The sequence below is a fragment of the Cellulomonas sp. Leaf334 genome (genome assembly GCF_001424195.1).
Classification (GTDB): Bacteria; Actinomycetota; Actinomycetes; order Actinomycetales; family Cellulomonadaceae; genus Cellulomonas.
On record NZ_LMOO01000001.1, the window covers coordinates 1059472 to 1077603 of the forward strand.

Here is an 18132-nt window from a genome sequence, read left to right on the forward strand (position 1 = left end):
CGCCGCCCGGCAGGTCAGGAGTCGTCGCCGAGGACGTCGCCGCGGTCCAGCGGCACGCCGTTCCCGTCGAGCGGGAACCAGTTGCGCTGCTCGCACGCCGGGCAGGACACGAAGACCACCTGGCGCCCGTCCGCGAGGGCCATGCGGATGCGGGTCAGGTCGGTCTCGCCGCACCGCAGGCACGCCTGGGTCCCCGGGACTCCGGGCCCGGACGGCTGGCTGATCGAGCCGAGCGGCTCTCCCGCGCGCTCGGCACGAGCGCGGGCGGCCTCACCCTTGCGGCGGGCCACGTCAGCCCTCGCCCCGCAGCACCCGCAGGTGCCCGCGACGAGGCGCGTCGTTCAGGACGGCGCCGACGGCTTCCGGGAGCGGCGCGGGATCCGGCTCGGTGCGCCTGCCGGCCTCGCGCACCGCGTCCGCCAGCGCGAGCAGGTCGTCCCGGCTGGGCGGTGCGGGAGAGAACTCCGGGGTGAGCCGGACGACCTCCCACCCGCGCGGGGCCGTGAGGCGCTCCGCGTGCTCGACGCACAGGTCGTACGAGTGCGGCTCGGCGTGCTGCGCCAACGGGCCCAGCACCGCGGTCGAGTCGGCGTACACATAGGTCAGCGTGGCCACGGCCGCACGGCCACAGGCCGTGCGCGAGCACTGCCTCACGGATCTCACGGGCTGACCGTACCCCCGAGGGACGACAGGCCGTGTCCCCCACGCCGTCGCCCGTCCGCGATCTACAGTGCAGAGGTGAGCTCAGCACCGCCCCCGCCCGCCCGCCGGCCTCCCGGCATCGGCCGCCGCACGGTCGCGCTGCCCACGACGGCAGTGGTGCCCGTGCGCCGTCGTGACCGGCGCGGGCGCGGACCGCGCGGGCCGCTCATGCCGAGCACCATGCCCGCGTACCGGACCCGGGCCGAGCGGTTCGACGACCTCGTCCTCGACGCCGTCGAGCGGATCGAGCGGACGTGGGCGCGTCAGCTGCAGGGCACCGAGTTCGCCGTCGAGGACGTGCCGCCGTCCAACCCGGCGCCGTGGGAGCACGGCGGTGTCCCCCTCGGCCGGTACTTCCCGCCCGACGCGGGCCTCCCGGCGCGGGTCGTGATCTACCGGCGGCCGGTCGAGTCGCGCGCGTCCGACCCCTTCGACATGGCCGACCTCGTGCGCGACGTCGTCGTCGAGCAGGTCGCCCACCTGCTGGGCCGCGCCCCGGAGGACGTCGACCCGCGGTACGGCGACGCGGGCTGAGCCCATTAGCCTGTCCGCACGATGAGCACCTCCGCCCCGCTCCCCCAGTCCCCTCCCGCCGTCCGCGTGGTGTGCGTCGTCTACCACCCCGGAGACGAGCTGGCGACGTTCGCCCGGACGCTGGCCACCTCCTCGACGGCACCCGTCGAGCTCGTGATCGTCGACAACGGGACCGACCCCACCGTCGCACGCGAGGTCGCCGACGAGGCCGGGGCACGCCTCGTGGCCTCGGGGGCGAACGTCGGCTACGGCGGAGGCGCGAACCTGGGCGCGGCGGGCGCGACGGCACCGTGGCTCGTGGTCGCCAACTCGGACATCGAGTGGCAGCCCGGCGCGCTGGACGCGCTCGTGGCGGCCGGGGAGGCCGACGCGCGTGCCGGGTCGGTCGGGCCTGCGCTGCTCAACACCGACGGCACCGTCTACCCGTCCGCGCGCGAGCTGCCGTCGCTGACCCGGGGCGCCGGGCACGCGTTGTTCGTGCGGATCTGGCCGGGCAACCCATGGACCCGCCGGTACCGGGCGCACGAGCGGGACGCGGGGCGGCGCCGAGCCGCGGGCTGGTTGTCGGGCGCGTGCCTCCTGCTGCGGCGCGAGGCGTTCGAGGCCGTCGGCGGGTTCGACGACGGCTACTTCATGTTCTTCGAGGACGTCGACCTGGGCGAGCGGCTCGGCCGCGCCGGGTGGACCAACCTCTACGTCCCGCAGGTGCAGGTCACGCACGTGGGCGGCACGTCCTGGCGGGCCAAGCCGGCCTCCATGATCTCCGCGCACCACGCGAGCGCCGCCCGCTACGTCAGGCGCCGGTACCCGCACTGGTACCAGTGGCCCGTGCGCCGGGCGGCCGTCCTCGGGCTCCGCCTGCGCGAGCGGGCGGAGCTGCGCGCCGCGGGCTGAGTCAGCGGGTGCCGAGCCGCGGGTCCTCCCGGACCGCCACGTCCGGGGTGGTGCGGGGCACGGGCACCGGGTCGAGCACCGAGACCAGGACGCCGTCGGGCCGGTCGGCCTCGGCGACGAGCGCCCACGCGATCGCGGTCTCGGCGTCCTCGTCGGTCACCAGGTCCACGCCCACGACCCCCGCGGGGACCGACGGACCCGAGCCGAGCTCGGTCACCGCGAGATCGCCGCTCCCCGTGGCGAGCTGGTCGACGGACCACGCCCCGGTCGAGCCTGCGTCCAGCCGCAGCCGGCGCTCGGCCAGCACCGATCCGTCGGCGCCGAGCAACCGGAGGGTCGCGGTCGCGGGCCGGCCCTCCGCCGGGTCCGTCCCGGTGGCGACGGCCCCCGCGACGAGCGTCCCCCGGGTGCCCGACGGCACCGCCACGACCCCGCTGCGCCCGACCGCGGTCGAAGCCGCCCACGCCCGCTCGACGCTCGGCACGTCGTCCAGCTCACCGACGGAGCCGGGGCGGGTCAGCACGGCGGACGCCAGCACCGGCTGGTCCGCGTCGACGACCGCCGTGTACGCCCCGGCGGGCAGCCCGCCCAGGGGCACGTCCGTCACCTCACCGGGCACGAGCGCGACCGCCCCGGCCCCCGGCAGCTCGGTGACACCCGAGGGTCCGAGCAACGTCACGCTCGCGGTGGTCCCGGTGTCCCCCGGGGCCAGCAGCCGCAGGGCCGGCGCGGACAGGTCGCCCACCGTCGAGTCGACCACAGCGAGCCCGGGAACCACCTGCCGCCGGGCAGGCGCCGCCCCCGGGACGACGAGCTCGGTCCCCGCCGGGGTGAAGCCGTCGATGGCCGAGTCCTGGACGTGCGCTCCGACCCGGCCGCCCGTCGCGGACACATGCAGCGCGAGCCGCCGCTGCTCGGCGGCGATCCCGCCGAGGACCACGACACGCTGTGCGCCGGGCGCGACCAGGAACCGCTCGCCGGTGAGGTCCACCGGACCGGACGGCCCCCAGATCGCGAGGGTCACCTCGGCCGGGGTCGAGCCGGCGTTGCTCAGCACGAGCTGCGCGGTGCTGGTCAGGTCGGTGGCCCCCCCGAGCAGCCAGGCGTCGGCCGTCGGCTGCTGGCACGACGCGGCCGCCAGGCCTCGCAGGTCCCCCGCGGTGACCAGACCCGCGCTCGCCGCCGCCACCCGGGCGGGTGCCGTGCCCGGCTCGGCGCGGACGACCTGCGGCCCGGTCACGTCCGGCACGACCGCGGCGCTGCCCCCGCCGGGCAGTGTCGCGGTCACCGCGGACCGGTCGAGCGGGGCCACGGTCGTCGCGGAGCTGCCGTCGCGGTCCGGGACCGACGTCACGACGGTGACGGTCGTGACAGGTTCCACCGGGGTCGGGTCGAACGCGGAGTCACCCCTGCCGGTGTCGTCGGGCTGGATCAGCGGGCCGGCACAGACGAGTGTCGACGCGGTCGGCGGCACGGGGATCTCGGTCGGCGGGACGGCGTCCGTCCCCTCGCCCGGGAAGCGCGCGCCCGCGACGACCACGACCACGACCAGCCCGACGACGGCGAGCCCGGACAGCGCACGCGCGGTCCGACCGAGCCAGACCTGCGCCCGCGACGGCACCGTCCCCGCACTGCTCGTCCCGGGGTCGCTCATGTGCGCACCCCCCGACGCCGGCGCACGGGCACCGCCAGGAGGACCGTGACGAGCGCGACGAACCCCTGCAGCGCGAGCCACAAGCCCCGGTTCGGGTCGTCGTACCGCACGACCAGCTCGCCGGCGTCGGCGCCCAGGGCGAACGTCTGCCGCCACCCGCCGTCCACCGACCGCAGGGACCGGCCGTCGAGCGAGGCGTGCCAGTGCGCGTCCGCGCGCTCCGCCAGCACGAGCAGGCGGTCCGCGTCGCCCGCGGGAACCGCGGTGTCGACCGCACGGTCGGACGACGCCACCGCCACGGTCGCGGCGGACGGGTCCGTCACGTCGGCGGTCGCGGGCAGGATCCGGGCCCACGCGGGGACGACCGTCGGGGCGGCGACCCCCGCTGCCGATGCCGTCGCCTGCACCCGCCAGAGCGTGCCCGTGGCGTTCTGCGTCACGCGCTCGAGCCCGGCGGTCGAGTCGAGCCGGCTCACGAGCTCCTCGCGCTGGGCGGCAGCCACCTGCGGCGCGACACCGCCGAGGTCGTCCGGCAGCGGAGGCACCACGACGTCGGCGACCGCGAGTGCCGCCAGCTCGCCCGCGACGTCACCCGTCGCTGCGGAGGCCAGGCGCGCGACGAGTGCGTCGACCTCCTGCGTCGCCGCGTCGTCGGCCGTCACGTCGGGTGCCAGCAGCTCGCCGGTCAGGGACCGGGTCGTCTCCGCGGCGGCCTGGTCGACGAGCTGCGGGCCGTCGGCGCGCATCAGCTGCCACGTCACGGCGGACCCGGCGGTGCCGGGGTCGTCCGTCGGCTCGATGCTCACCGCGAGCACCCGGGACGACAGCGCCGACGCCTGCGCCTGCTGACCGACGGCGGGCACGATCGCACGCTCGACCGCACGCAGTGCGACGGCGTCACCGGTGCGCGCCTGCCACGCCCACGAGCCGAGCCAGACCGCGGGCACCACGACCGCGACGACGGTCACGAGCGCGACGAGCGGCTGCCGCCACCCGAAGGTGTAGCCCGCGAGGCGCTCGCGCAGCCGGTCCGCGCCGAGGACCGCGGCGGCGAGCAGCCCGACGCCGGCCAACGAGAGCGCGGGACCGGCCCATCCGTACGCGACCGTCTGGTCCGCGACCGCGACGGGGACCGCGACGACGACCGTCGCCGTCGCCACACCGATGCCCGCGACGAGCCAGGCGCCGCGCACCGCCCGGGCCACCGGTGCGCCACGCAGGAGCGCCAGCACGGCCAGGAGCAGCACGACCGCACCGAGCGCGAGCGGCCAGGCCGTGGCGACCGCCGCCGGCAGGGCGTCGGGGACCAGCGACGACGCGTCCTCGGGGACACCGAGCAGCCGGCTCAGAGGGTCGGCCGCGGGCGACGCGCTCGGCAGGCCGGGGTCGGCGACCAGCAACCGCCAGCCCGCCAGGCCACGTCCCGCCGCCTCGGCGAGGGTAGGCCCGAGCAGGACGAGCGCCGGCACGGCGACGAGCAGCACGCGGCCGCGTCGTCGCGGGGCGCACAGCGCCACGACGCACAGGGCCAGCAGCCCGGGGACGAGGAGGCTGGGCGCTGCGGCCGCCACGCACGCGAACGCGATCGACGCGGCGGCGGCCGCGGCGATGGACCCGGTCGGGTCGGGAGCGCCGACCCGCTCTGCCGGGACGGGGTCGGTCCCGGCCGGCGCGTCTCCGGAGACCCTCGGCGTCGGCACCGTCGGGGTGCCGCGAACCGGGGTCTCGACCGCGCCCTCGTCGAGGTCGTCCTGCGCACGCCGCGCGGTCGCGACGCCCGACAGGACCTGGTCCACCCGCTGCGCACCGACCGCGCGGACGAGGCCCAGGGCGACCCACGGCAGAGCGACGTGCGCCATGACCGCTCCAAGGCGGCCGTCGCCGAGACCCAGGAGCAACGCAGGAGCACCCGCCCAGACGATCGCGGCCCACGCCCGCACACCCACCGACCGCGTCGCGGCACCGGCCGCTGCCCAGGCACCGAGGCCGGCGAGCAGGACCGATCCGAGCAGCAGCAGCGTCACGGCGGCCGACGACGAGCCGCCGGACAGCAGGGTCGGCACGGTCAGCGCGGAGAGCAGCGCATCAGCCGGCCCCGGACCGCCCAGGCCGTCGGGGACCCAGCCCGACGTCGCGGCGGACCAGAGCTCACCGAGGCGCGTGCTGCTGGGGAGCAGCGCGGCGCCGACGAGACCCGCTCCCCCGAAGGCAGCGGCGACGAGCGAACCCAGTCCGACCCCTGCCACGGCGACGAGACCGGTCACGACCACCGCGAGCGCGACGCGCCGGGTGGTCGCGACCGCGGCCAGCTCGCGCAGCTCCAGCTCGCTCGGCGCCTGCGTGACCCGCCGGGCCTCGGCCCGCGCGAGGCGCCGGTCCCGGGCCTGCGACCACACGTCGCGCCAGCCGGCCTGCAGCGGTCGCAGCGCACGGCGTGGCACCCGCCTGCTGCCCGTGGCGCGGACGCGGGAGCGGACGACGCCGTCCGGCCGGGCCAGCGCGACGAGCGCGGCCCGCACCTCGTCGACCGCCAGGCCGGGCTGCTTGGCCGCGAGCTGACCGAACGCGCGCAGCACGGCACCGAGCAGCGCGGCGAGCGCGACGACGGGCACCAACGGCAGCGGGGCCGAGACGAGCCGGCTGTGCACCAGCGCGCGCCGCCGGGCGGCGAACGAGCGTCGCGGGTCGGCGCGGTCGTCCTCGCCGTCCCCGTCCCGGTCGACGGGTCGGGTGCCGGGCTCGACCGCGTCGGAACGCAGCCCGAGGTACCCGGCCTGCGCGTGCCGGACCACGGCCGACGGCACGACGATCACCCGGTGCCCCGCCAGGCGTGCCCGTCTCGACAGGTCGAAGCCGTCACCGAACGGGCCGAGGAGTGGGTCGGTACCGCCGAGGTCGGTCCAGACGTCCCGCCGGACGAGCGCGCCGGCGATCCCGACGCCGAGGACGTCCTCCCGGCCGTCGTGCTGGCCCTGGTCGAGCTCGCCCGGCTCGACGTCGGTCATCCGGCGGCCCGACCGGGACGAGCGCACCCCGACCTCGAGCAGTCGTTCCGGGTCGGTCCACGTGCGCTGCTTGACGCCTGCGACAGCGACCGACGGGGCGTGGCTGACCGCGCGCACCAGCTCGGCCAGGGCGGACGGTGCGGGTGCGCTGTCGTCGTGCAGCAGCCAGAGCCAGGTGGTCGGGAGCCCGTCGTCGGCCTCGAGGGCACGGCGGACGGCGTGCCCGAAGGTCCGCGCGCCGGGCGTGCGCACGACGCGCAGCGTCGGAGTCGCGGAGCCGCCGGCGGCCGTGAACGCGCTGTGCAGGAGCTGTTCGACGGCCTCGTCGCCCGTGTCGGAGACGTCGACGAGCAGGACCCGCACGGGCCGCCGCGTCTGCGCTGCGAGGGCCGCGAGGGTGGCGGCGAGGTACGGGGTGCGGCCGCGCGTGACGACGACCGCGGACACCGGCGTCGTCACCGGTGTGGAGGAGGTCGCGGTGGGCAGGTCCACCGGCAGGAGGGTGTCAGTCATGCTCGGAACATCATGCCGTCGCGCGGGCCGAGGCCCGCGCGCGACACTCCCCGCCGGCGCAGACCGTCAGACGACACGCCGCTTGAGCTTGCGCCGCTCCCGCTCGGACAGCCCGCCCCAGATGCCGAAGCGCTCGTCGTTCTGCAGGGCGTAGTCGAGGCACTCCGAGCGCACGTCGCAACCCGTGCACACCTTCTTGGCCTCGCGCGTCGAGCCGCCCTTCTCCGGGAAGAACGCCTCAGGGTCGGTCTGTGCGCACAGGGCGCGCTCCTGCCACCCCATCGGTCCCTCGTCCTCGAGGGCGCCGAAGATCGGCAGGACGTTGGAAGCGTGCGTCTGTGCACTCTTCCGTGCGTCCGACGGGAAGATCTCGTCGTTGTCGAGCAGATTCCACATGCGTGCCTCCGTGCGGTTTTCGTGCTGGTCCACTGCTCGTTCCAAGGCTCGGCGTGCGACCCTCTCCCGAGTGCCGCGGGTGGTGCTCGCTCATGAATCCGTTCTAAGGAATTACACGCGTGTCGTTCGCGTTGGTCAAGCGGGAGCGTGGTAACTGTCCGGTTTTGTCGGGTGAACTTGTGGCAGACGGGTGATCCGGGCGTGTCCCTTCCCCCCTCGAGGACGCCTGCGGCGTGCAAGTCGGTTGCCTGAGGTCAAGAGTCGCCCGGGCGGTGCCGATGAGGTGGTGCACGTGGGGTGCCAGCACCCCCGTGGACCGAGCCTGCTCCCGAGGGGAACCACTGTGTCGCTGTCGCTCCGCCGAGCAACCGCCTTCGTCGCCGTCAACGTCCTGGCCGCGGGGTTGCTGACCTCGCTCGGTGCCGGCACCGCGTCGGCGGCCCCACCGCAGGACACGCCCGTGCTGTCCTCCCCGGCCGACGGCCCCGGCAACCCGGTGCTCGCGTGGGAGTCGGTCCCGGGCGCCACCACCTACCGCGTCGAGGTGTCGACCAGCTCCACCCACGCGTCGGGCGGGAAGATCTACTCGACCGACACCTACGGCCTGCACGCGACACCGCCGACCGACCTGCCCCTCGGCACGCTGTACTGGCGGGTCGCCGCGCTGAACGGCAGCGAGCTCGGACCGTGGGCGTACGACGACTTCACGAAGACCTCGGCGCAGGCACCCGCCGCCGTCTCCCCCGCCGACGGCGCGGCGCTCGCCTACCCGGACGACGCCCCGGTCCTGCGCTGGGGCGTGCTGACCGGGGTCAAGGGGTACGAGGTCGAGCTCGACGACGCCGACGACTTCGTCAGCGCGCAGCTGTTCACCACCGCCAACACGTCGCTGGCGATCACCACGCCGCTGACCCTCGACAAGACCTGGTACTGGCGCGTCCGCGGCACGTCCGCGACGAACGGCGTCACCAGCGCGTGGTCGACCGCGCGCTCCTTCACCGTGTCGTGGGGGTCCGCCGACGGCGTCCCGACCCTGATCAGCGCGGGGGACATTGTCTCCGTGCCGGGGGCCCAGGAGGTCCAGGACGTCAGGTTCACGTGGTCGCAGGTCCTCGGCGCGAAGGCCTACGAGATCCAGGTCAGCCCCAACGGCGACTGGGCCAACAACGTGACCGACTCCAAGACGGTGCGTGGCACGCAGTACTCGCCGACGGCGACCTACGCGGCCGGCGGCTACTACTGGCGCGTGCGCGCGATCGCCAGCGCCCCGGGACTGACCGGGCAGGCGGGCCAGTGGTCGAGCGCCGCGCAGTTCACTCGCGGCTGGTCGAACAAGCCCGAGCTCACCTTGCCCGCGAACGGGGCCGAGGTCCGGGCGAACGACTTCCGCCTCGCGTGGAACGGTGTCCCGCACGCGGGGCACTACCGCGTGAACATCTCCACCGACCCGAACCTCTCGACCGCAGTGACCTCCTGCTACACGCTGCACACGTCGCTGACGCCGCACCTCACCTCCCCCAAGGTGCCGTCGTCGCTCGTGGTGGGCTCCGACTGCACCTTCGAGCCGCGCCCTGGCGCCGTCTACTACTGGCAGGTGCAGGCCATCGACACCTCACCGGGGACGTCGACCACGGTGCTCGGGGTCCTGTCCGACCGACGCTCCTTCACGTTCGACCAGCGCGTGGTGCAGCCGCTCTCGCCGACGAACGGGGCGGAGGTGTCCGCCATGAGCCTGCGGTGGTCGCCCCTGGCCGGCTACCACCGCTACCAGGTCACCCTCGTCAAGGACGCGCCAGGCGCGCCGACGACCGTCGGTGAGACCAGCGCCACGACGTGGTCACCGACCGTGAAGGACCCCGGCCCCGGCGCCTACACGTGGTACGTCCGCGGCATCTCGCCCGACGGGTCGTACACACCGGTCCCCGGCGCGCGTGGATCGTTCACGCTCGTCGCACCCCCGACCACGGCGCCGGCCATCACGGCGATGTCCGCGACCGGATCCGGCCTCGCGCAGGACGCCCCCGTGCTCAGCTGGACCCCCGTGACCGACGCTGCGTACTACCGCGTCTACCACGCGCCCGCGGCGAGCAACGTGTTCACCGAGCTCACCGACGACAACGAGGAGCTCCCGCAGGCCGCGTTCACGCCGACGAGCGCCCTCACCGCCGGTACGTGGAAGTGGTACGTCAAGGCGTTCACCGCCGAGGACGTGCTGCTGGACGACTCCCCCGTGTCGACCTTCACGATCACGGAGAGCCCGTTCGTCTCGTTCGTCGCCCCCGCGCGGGGCTCGCAGCAGCCGGACGTCCCGGAGCTGCGGTGGGCGCCGGTCCCGGACGCGTTCGAGTACAAGGTGTGGCTCGCCAACGACCCCAACTTCACCAACGTGGTCCGGACGTACATCACCCGGTTCCCGTCCGTGACCCCCCGGGAGTCCATCCCCGACAACACGTCCGACCAGCAGTACTACTGGTACGTCCAGGTCTGCCGGTCCGAGACGGTGTGCGGACCCGGGCCGCAGGCGGCGTACGAGGCCGGCGAGACCAACATCTCGACGTTCCGCAAGGCGAGCCCCGCGATCGTCCTGCAGACCCCCGCCAACGGCGCGGGCGTCGTCGACCAGGTCGCGTTCGACTGGCAGGACTACTTCGAGACGGACCCGAAGGCGCCGGGCGCGAAGATGTACAAGATCGACGTCGCGACCGACCCGTCGTTCAACACGATCATCGACACCGCGACCGTCGACCAGTCGCTGTACGCGCCGTGGGGCAAGACGTACCCCGACTCGGTGTACTACTGGCGGGTCCAGGCGATCGACAACGCCGGCCAGGCCCTGACCAGCAGCGTCAACGGGCAGGACCCGCGGTCGTTCCAGAAGACGTCGGCACCCCCGACCGACGCGGACGCCTTCGTCGTCAACGGGCTGCCGACGCTGACCTGGTCACCGCTCAGCCACGCCGGCACGTACACGGTCGAGCTCTACAAGGGCACCACGCCCACCTACCCGGCCGTCAACAAGCTCCGCACGGACACCACGTCGTACGCGGCCTTCACGCCGGACAAGGCACTCCCCGTCGGTGAGTACAGCTGGCGGGTCCGCAAGAACGACATCGCGGGCAACCCCGGGACCTGGGCGGCAGGCGAGAACTTCACGGTCGTGGCCGCGACGCCCACCCTGCTCGAGCCCGACCAGGACGCCCGTCCGACGTCGAACGACATCGTCTTCGGCTGGTCCTCGGTCCGGGGCGCCTCGGCGTACCGCATCGAGGTCAGCACGTCGGCGGCCTTCTCGTCGACCTTCGAGTCGCAGAAGACGACCGGAACGTCGTGGGCGACACCGAAGTACTACCTCGACGGCACCGCGTACTACTGGCGCGTCACGGCCCTGGACGCCGCGGACAACGTCGTCGGCTTCTCGGACGTCCGGAACTTCACCAAGAACGAGGTGACGGTCACGCTGGCCAGCTCGGCCAACCCCGCCGCCTCGCGCCAGTCGGTGACCCTGACGGCGACGGTGGCCCGCAGCGGCAAGGTCCCCACGGGCAAGGTCGGGTTCTACGACGGCGAGACCAAGCTGGGCGAGGGGACCCTGTCCTCCGGCACGACCACGTTCCAGACCACCACGCTGGCGGTCGGCACGCACCAGCTCACCGCCCGGTGGGTGGGCGACTCCAGCTCGGCGGCGACGACGTCGGACCCGCTGAACCAGACGGTCACCCCGGCGGGTGCCGCGTACACGCCGGTGACGCCGACGCGTGCGATGTCGTTCGAGCAGGTCGGGGCCGGTCAGACCTACACGCTCCAGCTGGACGGTGCCCCCACCGGGGCGACGGCCGTCGCGCTGAACGTGACGGTCGCCAACCCGTCCTCGAACACGTACGTCTCGGCGTGCCCGGGCGGGACGTCGACGACGGTCTGCAAGAAGTCGTCGAACGTGAACCCGTACGCAGGCCGCAACACGCCGAACATGGTGATCGTCAAGCTGGGCGACGACGACGACGTGACGTTCTACAACGACGCCGGCACCGTCCAGCTCATCGCCGACATCCAGGGCTGGTTCGTGGAGGGCGGCACCGGCGGTGCCACGTACTCCCCGGTGACGCCGACGCGAGCGATGTCGTTCCAGAGCATCTCGGGCGGGCAGATGTACACGCTCACGCTGCCGAACGTGCCGACGGGGGCCACCGCGGTGGCGCTCAACGTCACGGCGGCCAACCCGTCGTCCAACACCTACGTCTCGGCGTGCCCCGGCGGCACCGGGCTGACGATCTGCAAGAAGTCGTCGAGCCTCAACCCCTACGCGGGCGCCAACACGCCGAACATGGTGATCGTGAAGCTGGGCAGCGGCGGGAAGGTGTCGTTCTACAACGACGCCGGCACGGTCCAGCTCATCGCGGACGTGCAGGGCTGGTTCGTCGACGGGTCCGGTGACGCGTCGTACCTGCCCGTCGAGCCCACCCGCGCGATGGCGTTCCAGAGCGTGGCGGGCGGCAAGACGTACACGCTCACCGTGCCCGACGCCCCGGCGGGTGCCACGGCCGTGGTGTTCAACGTGACGTCGGCCAACAGCACCAGCAACACCTACGTCTCGGCGTGCCCGGGCGGGACGGCGCTGGCCGACTGCAAGGCGTCGTCCAACCTCAACCCGTACGCCGGCAAGAACATCGCCAACCTGGTGATCGTCAAGCTCGGCACCGGCAACAAGGTGACGTTCTACAACGACGCCGGCACCAGCCAGCTGATCGCCGACGTCCAGGGGTGGTACGTCAAGTAGCCCCCGCGCACGGCACGACGCCGGTCCGACGCTCGCCGTCGGGCCGGCGTCGTGCGTCCGCCGCCCTACGCTGTGCGGGTGCCGCCCACCACCGTCGCCGACCTGCTCGCCCTCCTCGTGCGGGAGCCCGGACGCCCGCGCGTCACCTGGTACGGAGACGGCGGCGAACGCGTGGAGCTCTCCGGGGCCGTCCTCGGCAACTGGGTCAGCAAGACGACCAACCTCCTGGTCGAGGAGTTCGACGCCGCTCCGGGCACCCGGATCACGCTGGACCTGCCGCCGCACTGGCGGACCGTGGTGTGGGCGCTGGCCGTGTGGCGCAGCGGTGCCTGCGTGGTCGCGCCTGGTGGGGCGGACGGGGACGTCCTCGTCTCCGACTCCCCCGCCGGCACACCCACCACGGCCCAGGTCGTCGCCGTCGCGCTGCCCGCGCTCGCGCGGGCGTTCCCCGGCACGCTGCCGCCCGGGGCGATCGACGCGGCGAGCGCCGTCATGACGTACGGCGACGCCATCGGGTGGACAGCTCCGGTCGACCCCGCCGCTCCCGCGCTCGAGGGGGCCGACGAGCGCTCCCGCACCCACGAGGACCTGCTCGCCGGTCCCGCGCCGAGCCCCGGACGGGTCCTCCGGGCGGCCGGGGACCGGACGCAGCTCGCGCCGTTCCTCCTGGACGTGCTCGCGGTCCTGTCCGGCGACGGGTCCGTGGTCCTGAGCAGCCCTGCGACCGCCGCGGAGCTCGCCGCGGACGCTCCTCGCCGCGCCCGACTGGTCGACTCGGAGCGCATCACCACGGAGGCCTGACCGGCTCACCCGGCCCGGCCGGGGCACACGGGCGACCGGTTATCGGGAGGAACCGGACGGCGCGGGTTTCGAACCGCCGATCCGCGCCGGCGGGAACCTACATTTGACGTACCTGTCCCCCCGCACAAGGCCCTCACCCATGAATGCTGGTCCCCGGCGCCTCGTCGTCACGGCCGTCGCGGTGCTCCTCGCCGTCGCCGTGGCCGTCACCGTCATCGCCCTGATGCGCCCCGTCGACGCAGGCACGGGTGCGACGCCGAGCCCCAGCCCGTCGCCCTCGGCCTCCGCGAGCACCACGGCCACCGGCACCCCGAGCTCACCGGTCGCACCGTCGTCGAGCGCACCTCCCGCGACCGACGGTCCCTCGGTGCCCCCGGCTCCGGGGCCCGGCCCGACGGACGCACCGCCGGCACCGGCCACCGTGACGGTGACCTTCTCCGGGTACGACGCCGCGGCGGCGGCCGCGGTCGTCGGCGGCTACGTCGACGCGCTCGAGACCACGGGGACCTGCACGATCACGATGACCCTCGGGAGCAGCGTCGTCACGAGGGCGGTCGCAGCCACCCCCGACGCGACGACCATGAGCTGCGGTGAGGTGGCGGTGCCGCGCAGCGCGCTGTCCGCCGGCACGTGGCAGACGGTCCTGTCGTACTCGTCCACGACCCGCGCGGGCTCGGCGCCCGCCGTCACCATCGAGGTCCCCTGATGTCCCCCGCACCCCTCCGTCGGCGCACCGTCGCGCTGCTCGCCGCTCTCGTCGTCGTCGTCGCGCAGGTGGTCACCGTCGTCGCCGGTCCGCTCGCCACCCCCGCCCAGGCCGCGGACCTCAGCAAGTTCGACCCCGGCTTCATCATCAGCGACGCGATCTTCTACGACTCCGGGGCGATGAGCGCCGCGGACATCCAGTCGTTCCTCAACCAGAAGGGTGCGTCGTGCGTCGCGGGCGCCGACGGGACGCCCTGCCTGAAGAACTTCCGCCAGGCCACCTCGTCCCGGGCGGCCGACGCGAAGTGCACGGGCGCGTACTCCGGGTCGGCCGACGAGTCGGCCGCGTCGATCGTCGCCAAGGTCGCACAGGCCTGCCGGATCAACCCGCGCGTGCTGCTCGTGATGCTCCAGAAGGAGCAGGGCCTGGTCACCGGGTCCGGCAGCGGGCTGTATGCCAACCGCTACCGCAGCGCCATGGGCTACGGGTGCCCGGACACCGCCCCCTGCGACGCCCTGTACTACGGCTTCTTCAACCAGGTGTACTCGGCGGCCGCGCAGCTGCGGAACTACGCCAACAACCCGACGCGCTACAGCCACCGTGCGGGCCTCACCAACAACGTGCGGTACCACCCGAACGCCGCGTGCGGCACGTCGCCGGTCTTCATCCAGAACCAGGCGACCGCCAGCCTGTACAACTACACGCCCTACCAGCCGAACGGCGCCGCCCTCGCCGCGGGCTACGGCACCGGCGACGCGTGCTCGTCGTACGGGAACCGCAACTTCTACCAGTACTTCCGCGACTGGTTCGGCCCGACGACCGACCGCCAGCCCGTCGGGTCCCTCGACTCGGTCACCACGACGGGGAGCACCGTGACCGTCACCGGGTGGGCACTCGACCCCGACACCACCGACCCGATCGCCGTGCACATCTGGATCGGGTCGTCGTCGGCCGCGTTCACGGCCAACCTGTCCCGCCCCGACGTCGGCGCCGCGTACAAGAAGGGTGACCTGCACGGGTTCAGCGCGACCATGCCGGCATCCCCGGGCACCGTCACCGTGTGCGTGTACGCGATCAACGACTGGGCCGCCGGCGGCAACTCCCAGATCGCCTGCCGCACCGTGACCGTGGTCAACCGTGCCCCGTTCGGGAACATCGAGACCGTGACGGCCGGCAACGGGACGGTCTCCGTGACCGGCTGGGCCCTGGACCCGGACACCGACGACCCGATCACCGTGCACATGTACGTCGACTCGGCCTCCGCCGCCTTCGTGGCCAACGGCTCACGACCCGACGTGGGCCGGGTCTGGGGGCGCGGCGACGCGCACGGCATCTCCGCGACGATGAACGCGACCTCCGGCCCGCACAACGTCTGCCTCTACGCGATCGACGCGTCGCAGGGCACCAACCCGCAGCTCGGGTGCCGCACGGTCACGGTGCCCGCCGTCGTGACCCCGCCCGAGGCGAACCGCCCCCCCATGGGCAACCTCGAGACAGCCGCCGTCGGCGAGGGCACCGTGTCGGTGTCCGGCTGGGCCCTCGACCCCGACACCGACGACCCCGTCACCGTGCAGGTGTCCGTGGACGGCAGCGTGGCGACGTCCCTCGTCGCGAAGGGCTCGCGACCGGACGTCGGCCGGGTCTGGGGCCGGGGCGACCTGCACGGCTTCGCGACGACCCTGAGCACGACGTCCGGTGCGCACGAGGTCTGCGTCACCGCGCTCAACGCGACGACCGGGCCGAGCACGCAGATCGCGTGCCGCACCGTCACCGTCCCGGCGGTGCAGACTCCCCCGGGATCGAACCGACCGCCCTTCGGGAACATCGAGACGGTGAGCGCGACCGCCGGCGCCGTGACGCTCACCGGCTGGGCCCTGGACCCCGACACCAACGACCCGATCACGGTGCACATGTACGTGGACTCGGCGTCGGCGGCGTTCACGGCCAACCAGTCCCGGCCGGACGTCGGGCAGGTGTGGGGCCGCGGCGACCTGCACGGCTTCACCACGACGATGGCGGCAGCCCCGGGGGTGCGCACGGTGTGCCTCTACGGCATCAACGCGACGGCCGGGACCAACCCGCAGATCGGCTGCCGCACCGTCACCGTGCCCTGACCCGCTCGTGGGCCGGCCCGACCGTCACCAGCTGACGACGCGGTCCGCGAGCCCGTCGCCGGCGAGCCCCGCCCGGACGGGCTCGAGGAAGTCGGGGCCGACGACCACGATGGCCACCGGGTCGGCGGTGAGCACACCCCGCGTGCCACCTCGACGGCACGGGCGGGCGTCTGCTCATCGACGCCGAGGAGACCTGCGGTCGCGTTGCCCTCGTCGGTCCACGCACCGGTGAGGGCGTAGAACCACTGCGCGGCCGCCACGGGGTGCACGCCGCCCGCTGCGGGGAACGACAGGTAGACGGGGTGCGACCAGCCGGAGGGCAGCGCCGCGTCGGCGGCGTCCAGGAGCAGACGGGCCGTCAGCGGCGGGTGGGCGGAGGCTTCCGCGAGACTCCCCCGCGCGGCGAAGCCCGGCGCGGCGTCGGGTCCGACGGCCGGCAGTGCAGGATGCACACCGCCCCAGCCGAACAGCGCCACCGCGACGACCGCCGCCCCGGCGAACGCCCGACCGGCCCGCGCGGGACGCGACCGTGCCGCGCGCACCGTGCTGAACAGCGCGGCGGCACCGACCGCGAGGAGGACGACCGACAGCAGCTGCAGCGCACGCGTGAACTTCCAGAAGTAGTACCCGAGCGACCCGTCCGCACTGATCTGCAGCGCGGCGATCCCGGCGGCCGCAGCGAGTCCGACGATCACGACCAGCATGCTGGCGGCCGAGCGCAACGAGACGGTCGAGCGGGCCCCGCGCCGCCGCAGGACGAGCAGGACGACGGCGACCACGACCGACGCGCCCGTCAGCAGCGCGGTCAGCCGCAGGGAGGCCGGGCTGATCCCGCCGTCCACCACGAGGATCGCGCCGACCTGTTGTCCTCCGATGACCGCGACCCCGTAGGCGGTGGCCGCCAGCGTCGCGAGGGCCAGGGTGGCGGTGCACCACGACGCCGCGCGACCGCCACGCCGCCGGGCGCGGCCCCAGGGCAGGAGGACAGCGAGGGCGAGGGGTGCGGCGAGGCACAGCAGGAGCGTCCAGTTGTGGGCCACCGCGACGACGGCCCCGCCCGCCGCCGCGGCGTGCACCGGCAGGATGATGCGCGCCGCGGGCACGAGCACGAGCGGCAGCGCGGCGAGCATGAGGGCGGCCACGAGGAAGTTGGGGAACCCCTCGGACAGCATTCCTCCGCCCGGGCCGAGCACGAGGGCCGACCAGGTGACGATCGCGACGACGGCGGCGGCCCAAGGTCGGCGACGCAGCCCGGGCAGGGCGCACACGCCCGCGACGACCACCGTCACGCAGACCACCGCGACCGTCGCCATCACGCGCGTGTAGTCGACCAGGTCGGCCGCCGCGGAGACCCGCACCGGCGACACCAGCTCGAGCAGGGTCGCCGCGACGGCGTGGAACCCCTGCGGGTAGTGCGCGTACGCCCAGTGCTCGCCCCCCGGTGCCGCTCCGAGCTGCCCGATGACGACCCCGTGCTGACGCAGGGACTGCGTGATCCCGGCGTGGGCGGAGTGGTCCCACCCGGTCGCCAGCATCGCGAGCGCGGACTCGGCCGACGGCACGCGGAACCACGGCGCGAGGACCCAGACCGTGACCGCGGCCGAGCCGACCGGCAGTACGTCCACGGCGCGCCAGCGCGGGACGTACGACCGCAGCCGCGCGACCGGGTCGATCGCACCCGCCGCGACGCCCGCCAGCGTGCCGGCGAGGGCCGCGAGGATCACGGTGGCACGACCGAGCGTCCCGACCGGTCCGGGCAGCCACCACAGGACGGGCACCCAGCCGAGAGCGAGGCAGCCTGCGAGCAGCACCCGCCGCGCGAGGTCCCGCGACGTGGGCACGGCCAGGGTCAGCGCCACGAGGACCACCGCCGCCGCGGCGTGCTCGAGGACGCCGACCGCCCGCAGCGCTACGACGACACCGGCGACGAGGAGCCCGACGAGGATCCCCCGCCCCCGCCGCGCCCCCGGCCCTCCCGAAGCGCCAGGAAGGGCCGCAGGGCGCGCGACGGTGAGGGCGTCGTCGGTGACGTGCACTGG

Annotated in this window: 12 protein-coding genes; 6 read left to right on the forward strand and 6 right to left on the reverse strand. The window is 74.4% G+C overall.

What is annotated here, in order from left to right:
* Positions 1–14: 14 nt before the first annotated feature.
* On the reverse strand, positions 15–290 hold the full coding sequence (locus tag ASF78_RS04720; RefSeq protein ID WP_056585294.1) for a hypothetical protein: 276 nt from the start codon (positions 288–290) through the stop codon (positions 15–17).
* Position 291: 1 nt separating this feature from the next.
* Positions 292–663 (reverse strand): DUF3499 domain-containing protein, encoded by a 372-nt coding sequence (locus ASF78_RS04725; RefSeq protein ID WP_056585296.1) that lies wholly within the window; start codon positions 661–663, stop codon positions 292–294.
* 75 nt (positions 664–738) lie between these two features.
* Here ASF78_RS04725 and ASF78_RS04730 point away from each other — a divergent pair, with 75 nt between their 5' ends.
* Together ASF78_RS04730 and ASF78_RS04735 are read left to right on the forward strand one after the other, a co-directional pair.
* The gene (locus tag ASF78_RS04730) at positions 739–1236 is read left to right on the forward strand and encodes a metallopeptidase family protein (protein WP_235518384.1); all 498 of its coding nucleotides are present in this window, start codon (positions 739–741) and stop codon (positions 1234–1236) included.
* Positions 1237–1257: 21 nt separating this feature from the next.
* The gene (locus ASF78_RS04735; RefSeq protein ID WP_056585299.1) at positions 1258–2130 is read left to right on the forward strand and encodes a glycosyltransferase; all 873 of its coding nucleotides are present in this window, start codon (positions 1258–1260) and stop codon (positions 2128–2130) included.
* Position 2131: 1 nt separating this feature from the next.
* Here ASF78_RS04735 and ASF78_RS04740 read toward each other — a convergent pair whose 3' ends face one another.
* From ASF78_RS04740 to ASF78_RS04750, 3 genes are all read right to left on the reverse strand, one after another.
* Positions 2132–3784: a DUF5719 family protein gene (locus tag ASF78_RS04740; RefSeq protein ID WP_156374036.1), complete on the reverse strand. Its 1653-nt coding sequence runs from the start codon at positions 3782–3784 to the stop codon at positions 2132–2134.
* Positions 3781–7302, reverse strand: a complete 3522-nt coding sequence (locus tag ASF78_RS04745) for a glycosyltransferase family 2 protein (RefSeq protein WP_056585304.1) — start codon at positions 7300–7302, stop codon at positions 3781–3783. The genes ASF78_RS04740 and ASF78_RS04745 overlap by 4 nt, the downstream gene beginning before the upstream one ends.
* 66 nt (positions 7303–7368) lie before the next feature.
* Positions 7369–7698, reverse strand: a complete 330-nt coding sequence (locus tag ASF78_RS04750; protein ID WP_055912877.1) for a WhiB family transcriptional regulator — start codon at positions 7696–7698, stop codon at positions 7369–7371.
* A 343-nt stretch (positions 7699–8041) separates the two neighbouring features.
* Here ASF78_RS04750 and ASF78_RS04755 point away from each other — a divergent pair, with 343 nt between their 5' ends.
* The 4 genes from ASF78_RS04755 to ASF78_RS04770 all read left to right on the forward strand — a co-directional run bounded on the left by ASF78_RS04755 (position 8042) and on the right by ASF78_RS04770 (position 16093).
* The gene (locus ASF78_RS04755) at positions 8042–12472 is read left to right on the forward strand and encodes an Ig-like domain-containing protein (RefSeq protein WP_056585306.1); all 4431 of its coding nucleotides are present in this window, start codon (positions 8042–8044) and stop codon (positions 12470–12472) included.
* Between the two features lie 78 nt (positions 12473–12550).
* Complete coding sequence (locus ASF78_RS04760; protein WP_056588155.1) at positions 12551–13273, forward strand: TIGR03089 family protein; 723 nt, start codon at positions 12551–12553, stop codon at positions 13271–13273.
* A 139-nt stretch (positions 13274–13412) separates the two neighbouring features.
* Positions 13413–13979, forward strand: a complete 567-nt coding sequence (locus ASF78_RS04765; RefSeq protein ID WP_056585308.1) for a hypothetical protein — start codon at positions 13413–13415, stop codon at positions 13977–13979.
* Entirely contained in the window at positions 13979–16093 is a 2115-nt protein-coding gene (locus tag ASF78_RS04770; RefSeq protein ID WP_056585310.1) for a hypothetical protein, read from the forward strand. The genes ASF78_RS04765 and ASF78_RS04770 overlap by 1 nt, the downstream gene beginning before the upstream one ends.
* Here the strand turns inward: ASF78_RS04770 and ASF78_RS04775 are convergent.
* Positions 16027–18129 (reverse strand): hypothetical protein, encoded by a 2103-nt coding sequence (locus ASF78_RS04775; protein WP_056585312.1) that lies wholly within the window; start codon positions 18127–18129, stop codon positions 16027–16029. The two genes, ASF78_RS04770 and ASF78_RS04775, sit on opposite strands and share 67 nt — an antisense overlap.
* Positions 18130–18132: the final 3 nt, after the last annotated feature.

Coding starts and splice junctions, on each gene's coding strand:
- ASF78_RS04735 (WP_056585299.1), top strand. CDS start 1,258: ATGAGCACCTCCGCCCCGCTCCCCCAGTCCCCTCCCGCCGTCCGCGTG.
- ASF78_RS04740 (WP_156374036.1), bottom strand. CDS start 3,784: ATGAGCGACCCCGGGACGAGCAGTGCGGGGACGGTGCCGTCGCGGGCG.
- ASF78_RS04745 (WP_056585304.1), bottom strand. CDS start 7,302: ATGACTGACACCCTCCTGCCGGTGGACCTGCCCACCGCGACCTCCTCC.
- ASF78_RS04750 (WP_055912877.1), bottom strand. CDS start 7,698: ATGTGGAATCTGCTCGACAACGACGAGATCTTCCCGTCGGACGCACGG.
- ASF78_RS04765 (WP_056585308.1), top strand. CDS start 13,413: ATGAATGCTGGTCCCCGGCGCCTCGTCGTCACGGCCGTCGCGGTGCTC.
- ASF78_RS04770 (WP_056585310.1), top strand. CDS start 13,979: ATGTCCCCCGCACCCCTCCGTCGGCGCACCGTCGCGCTGCTCGCCGCT.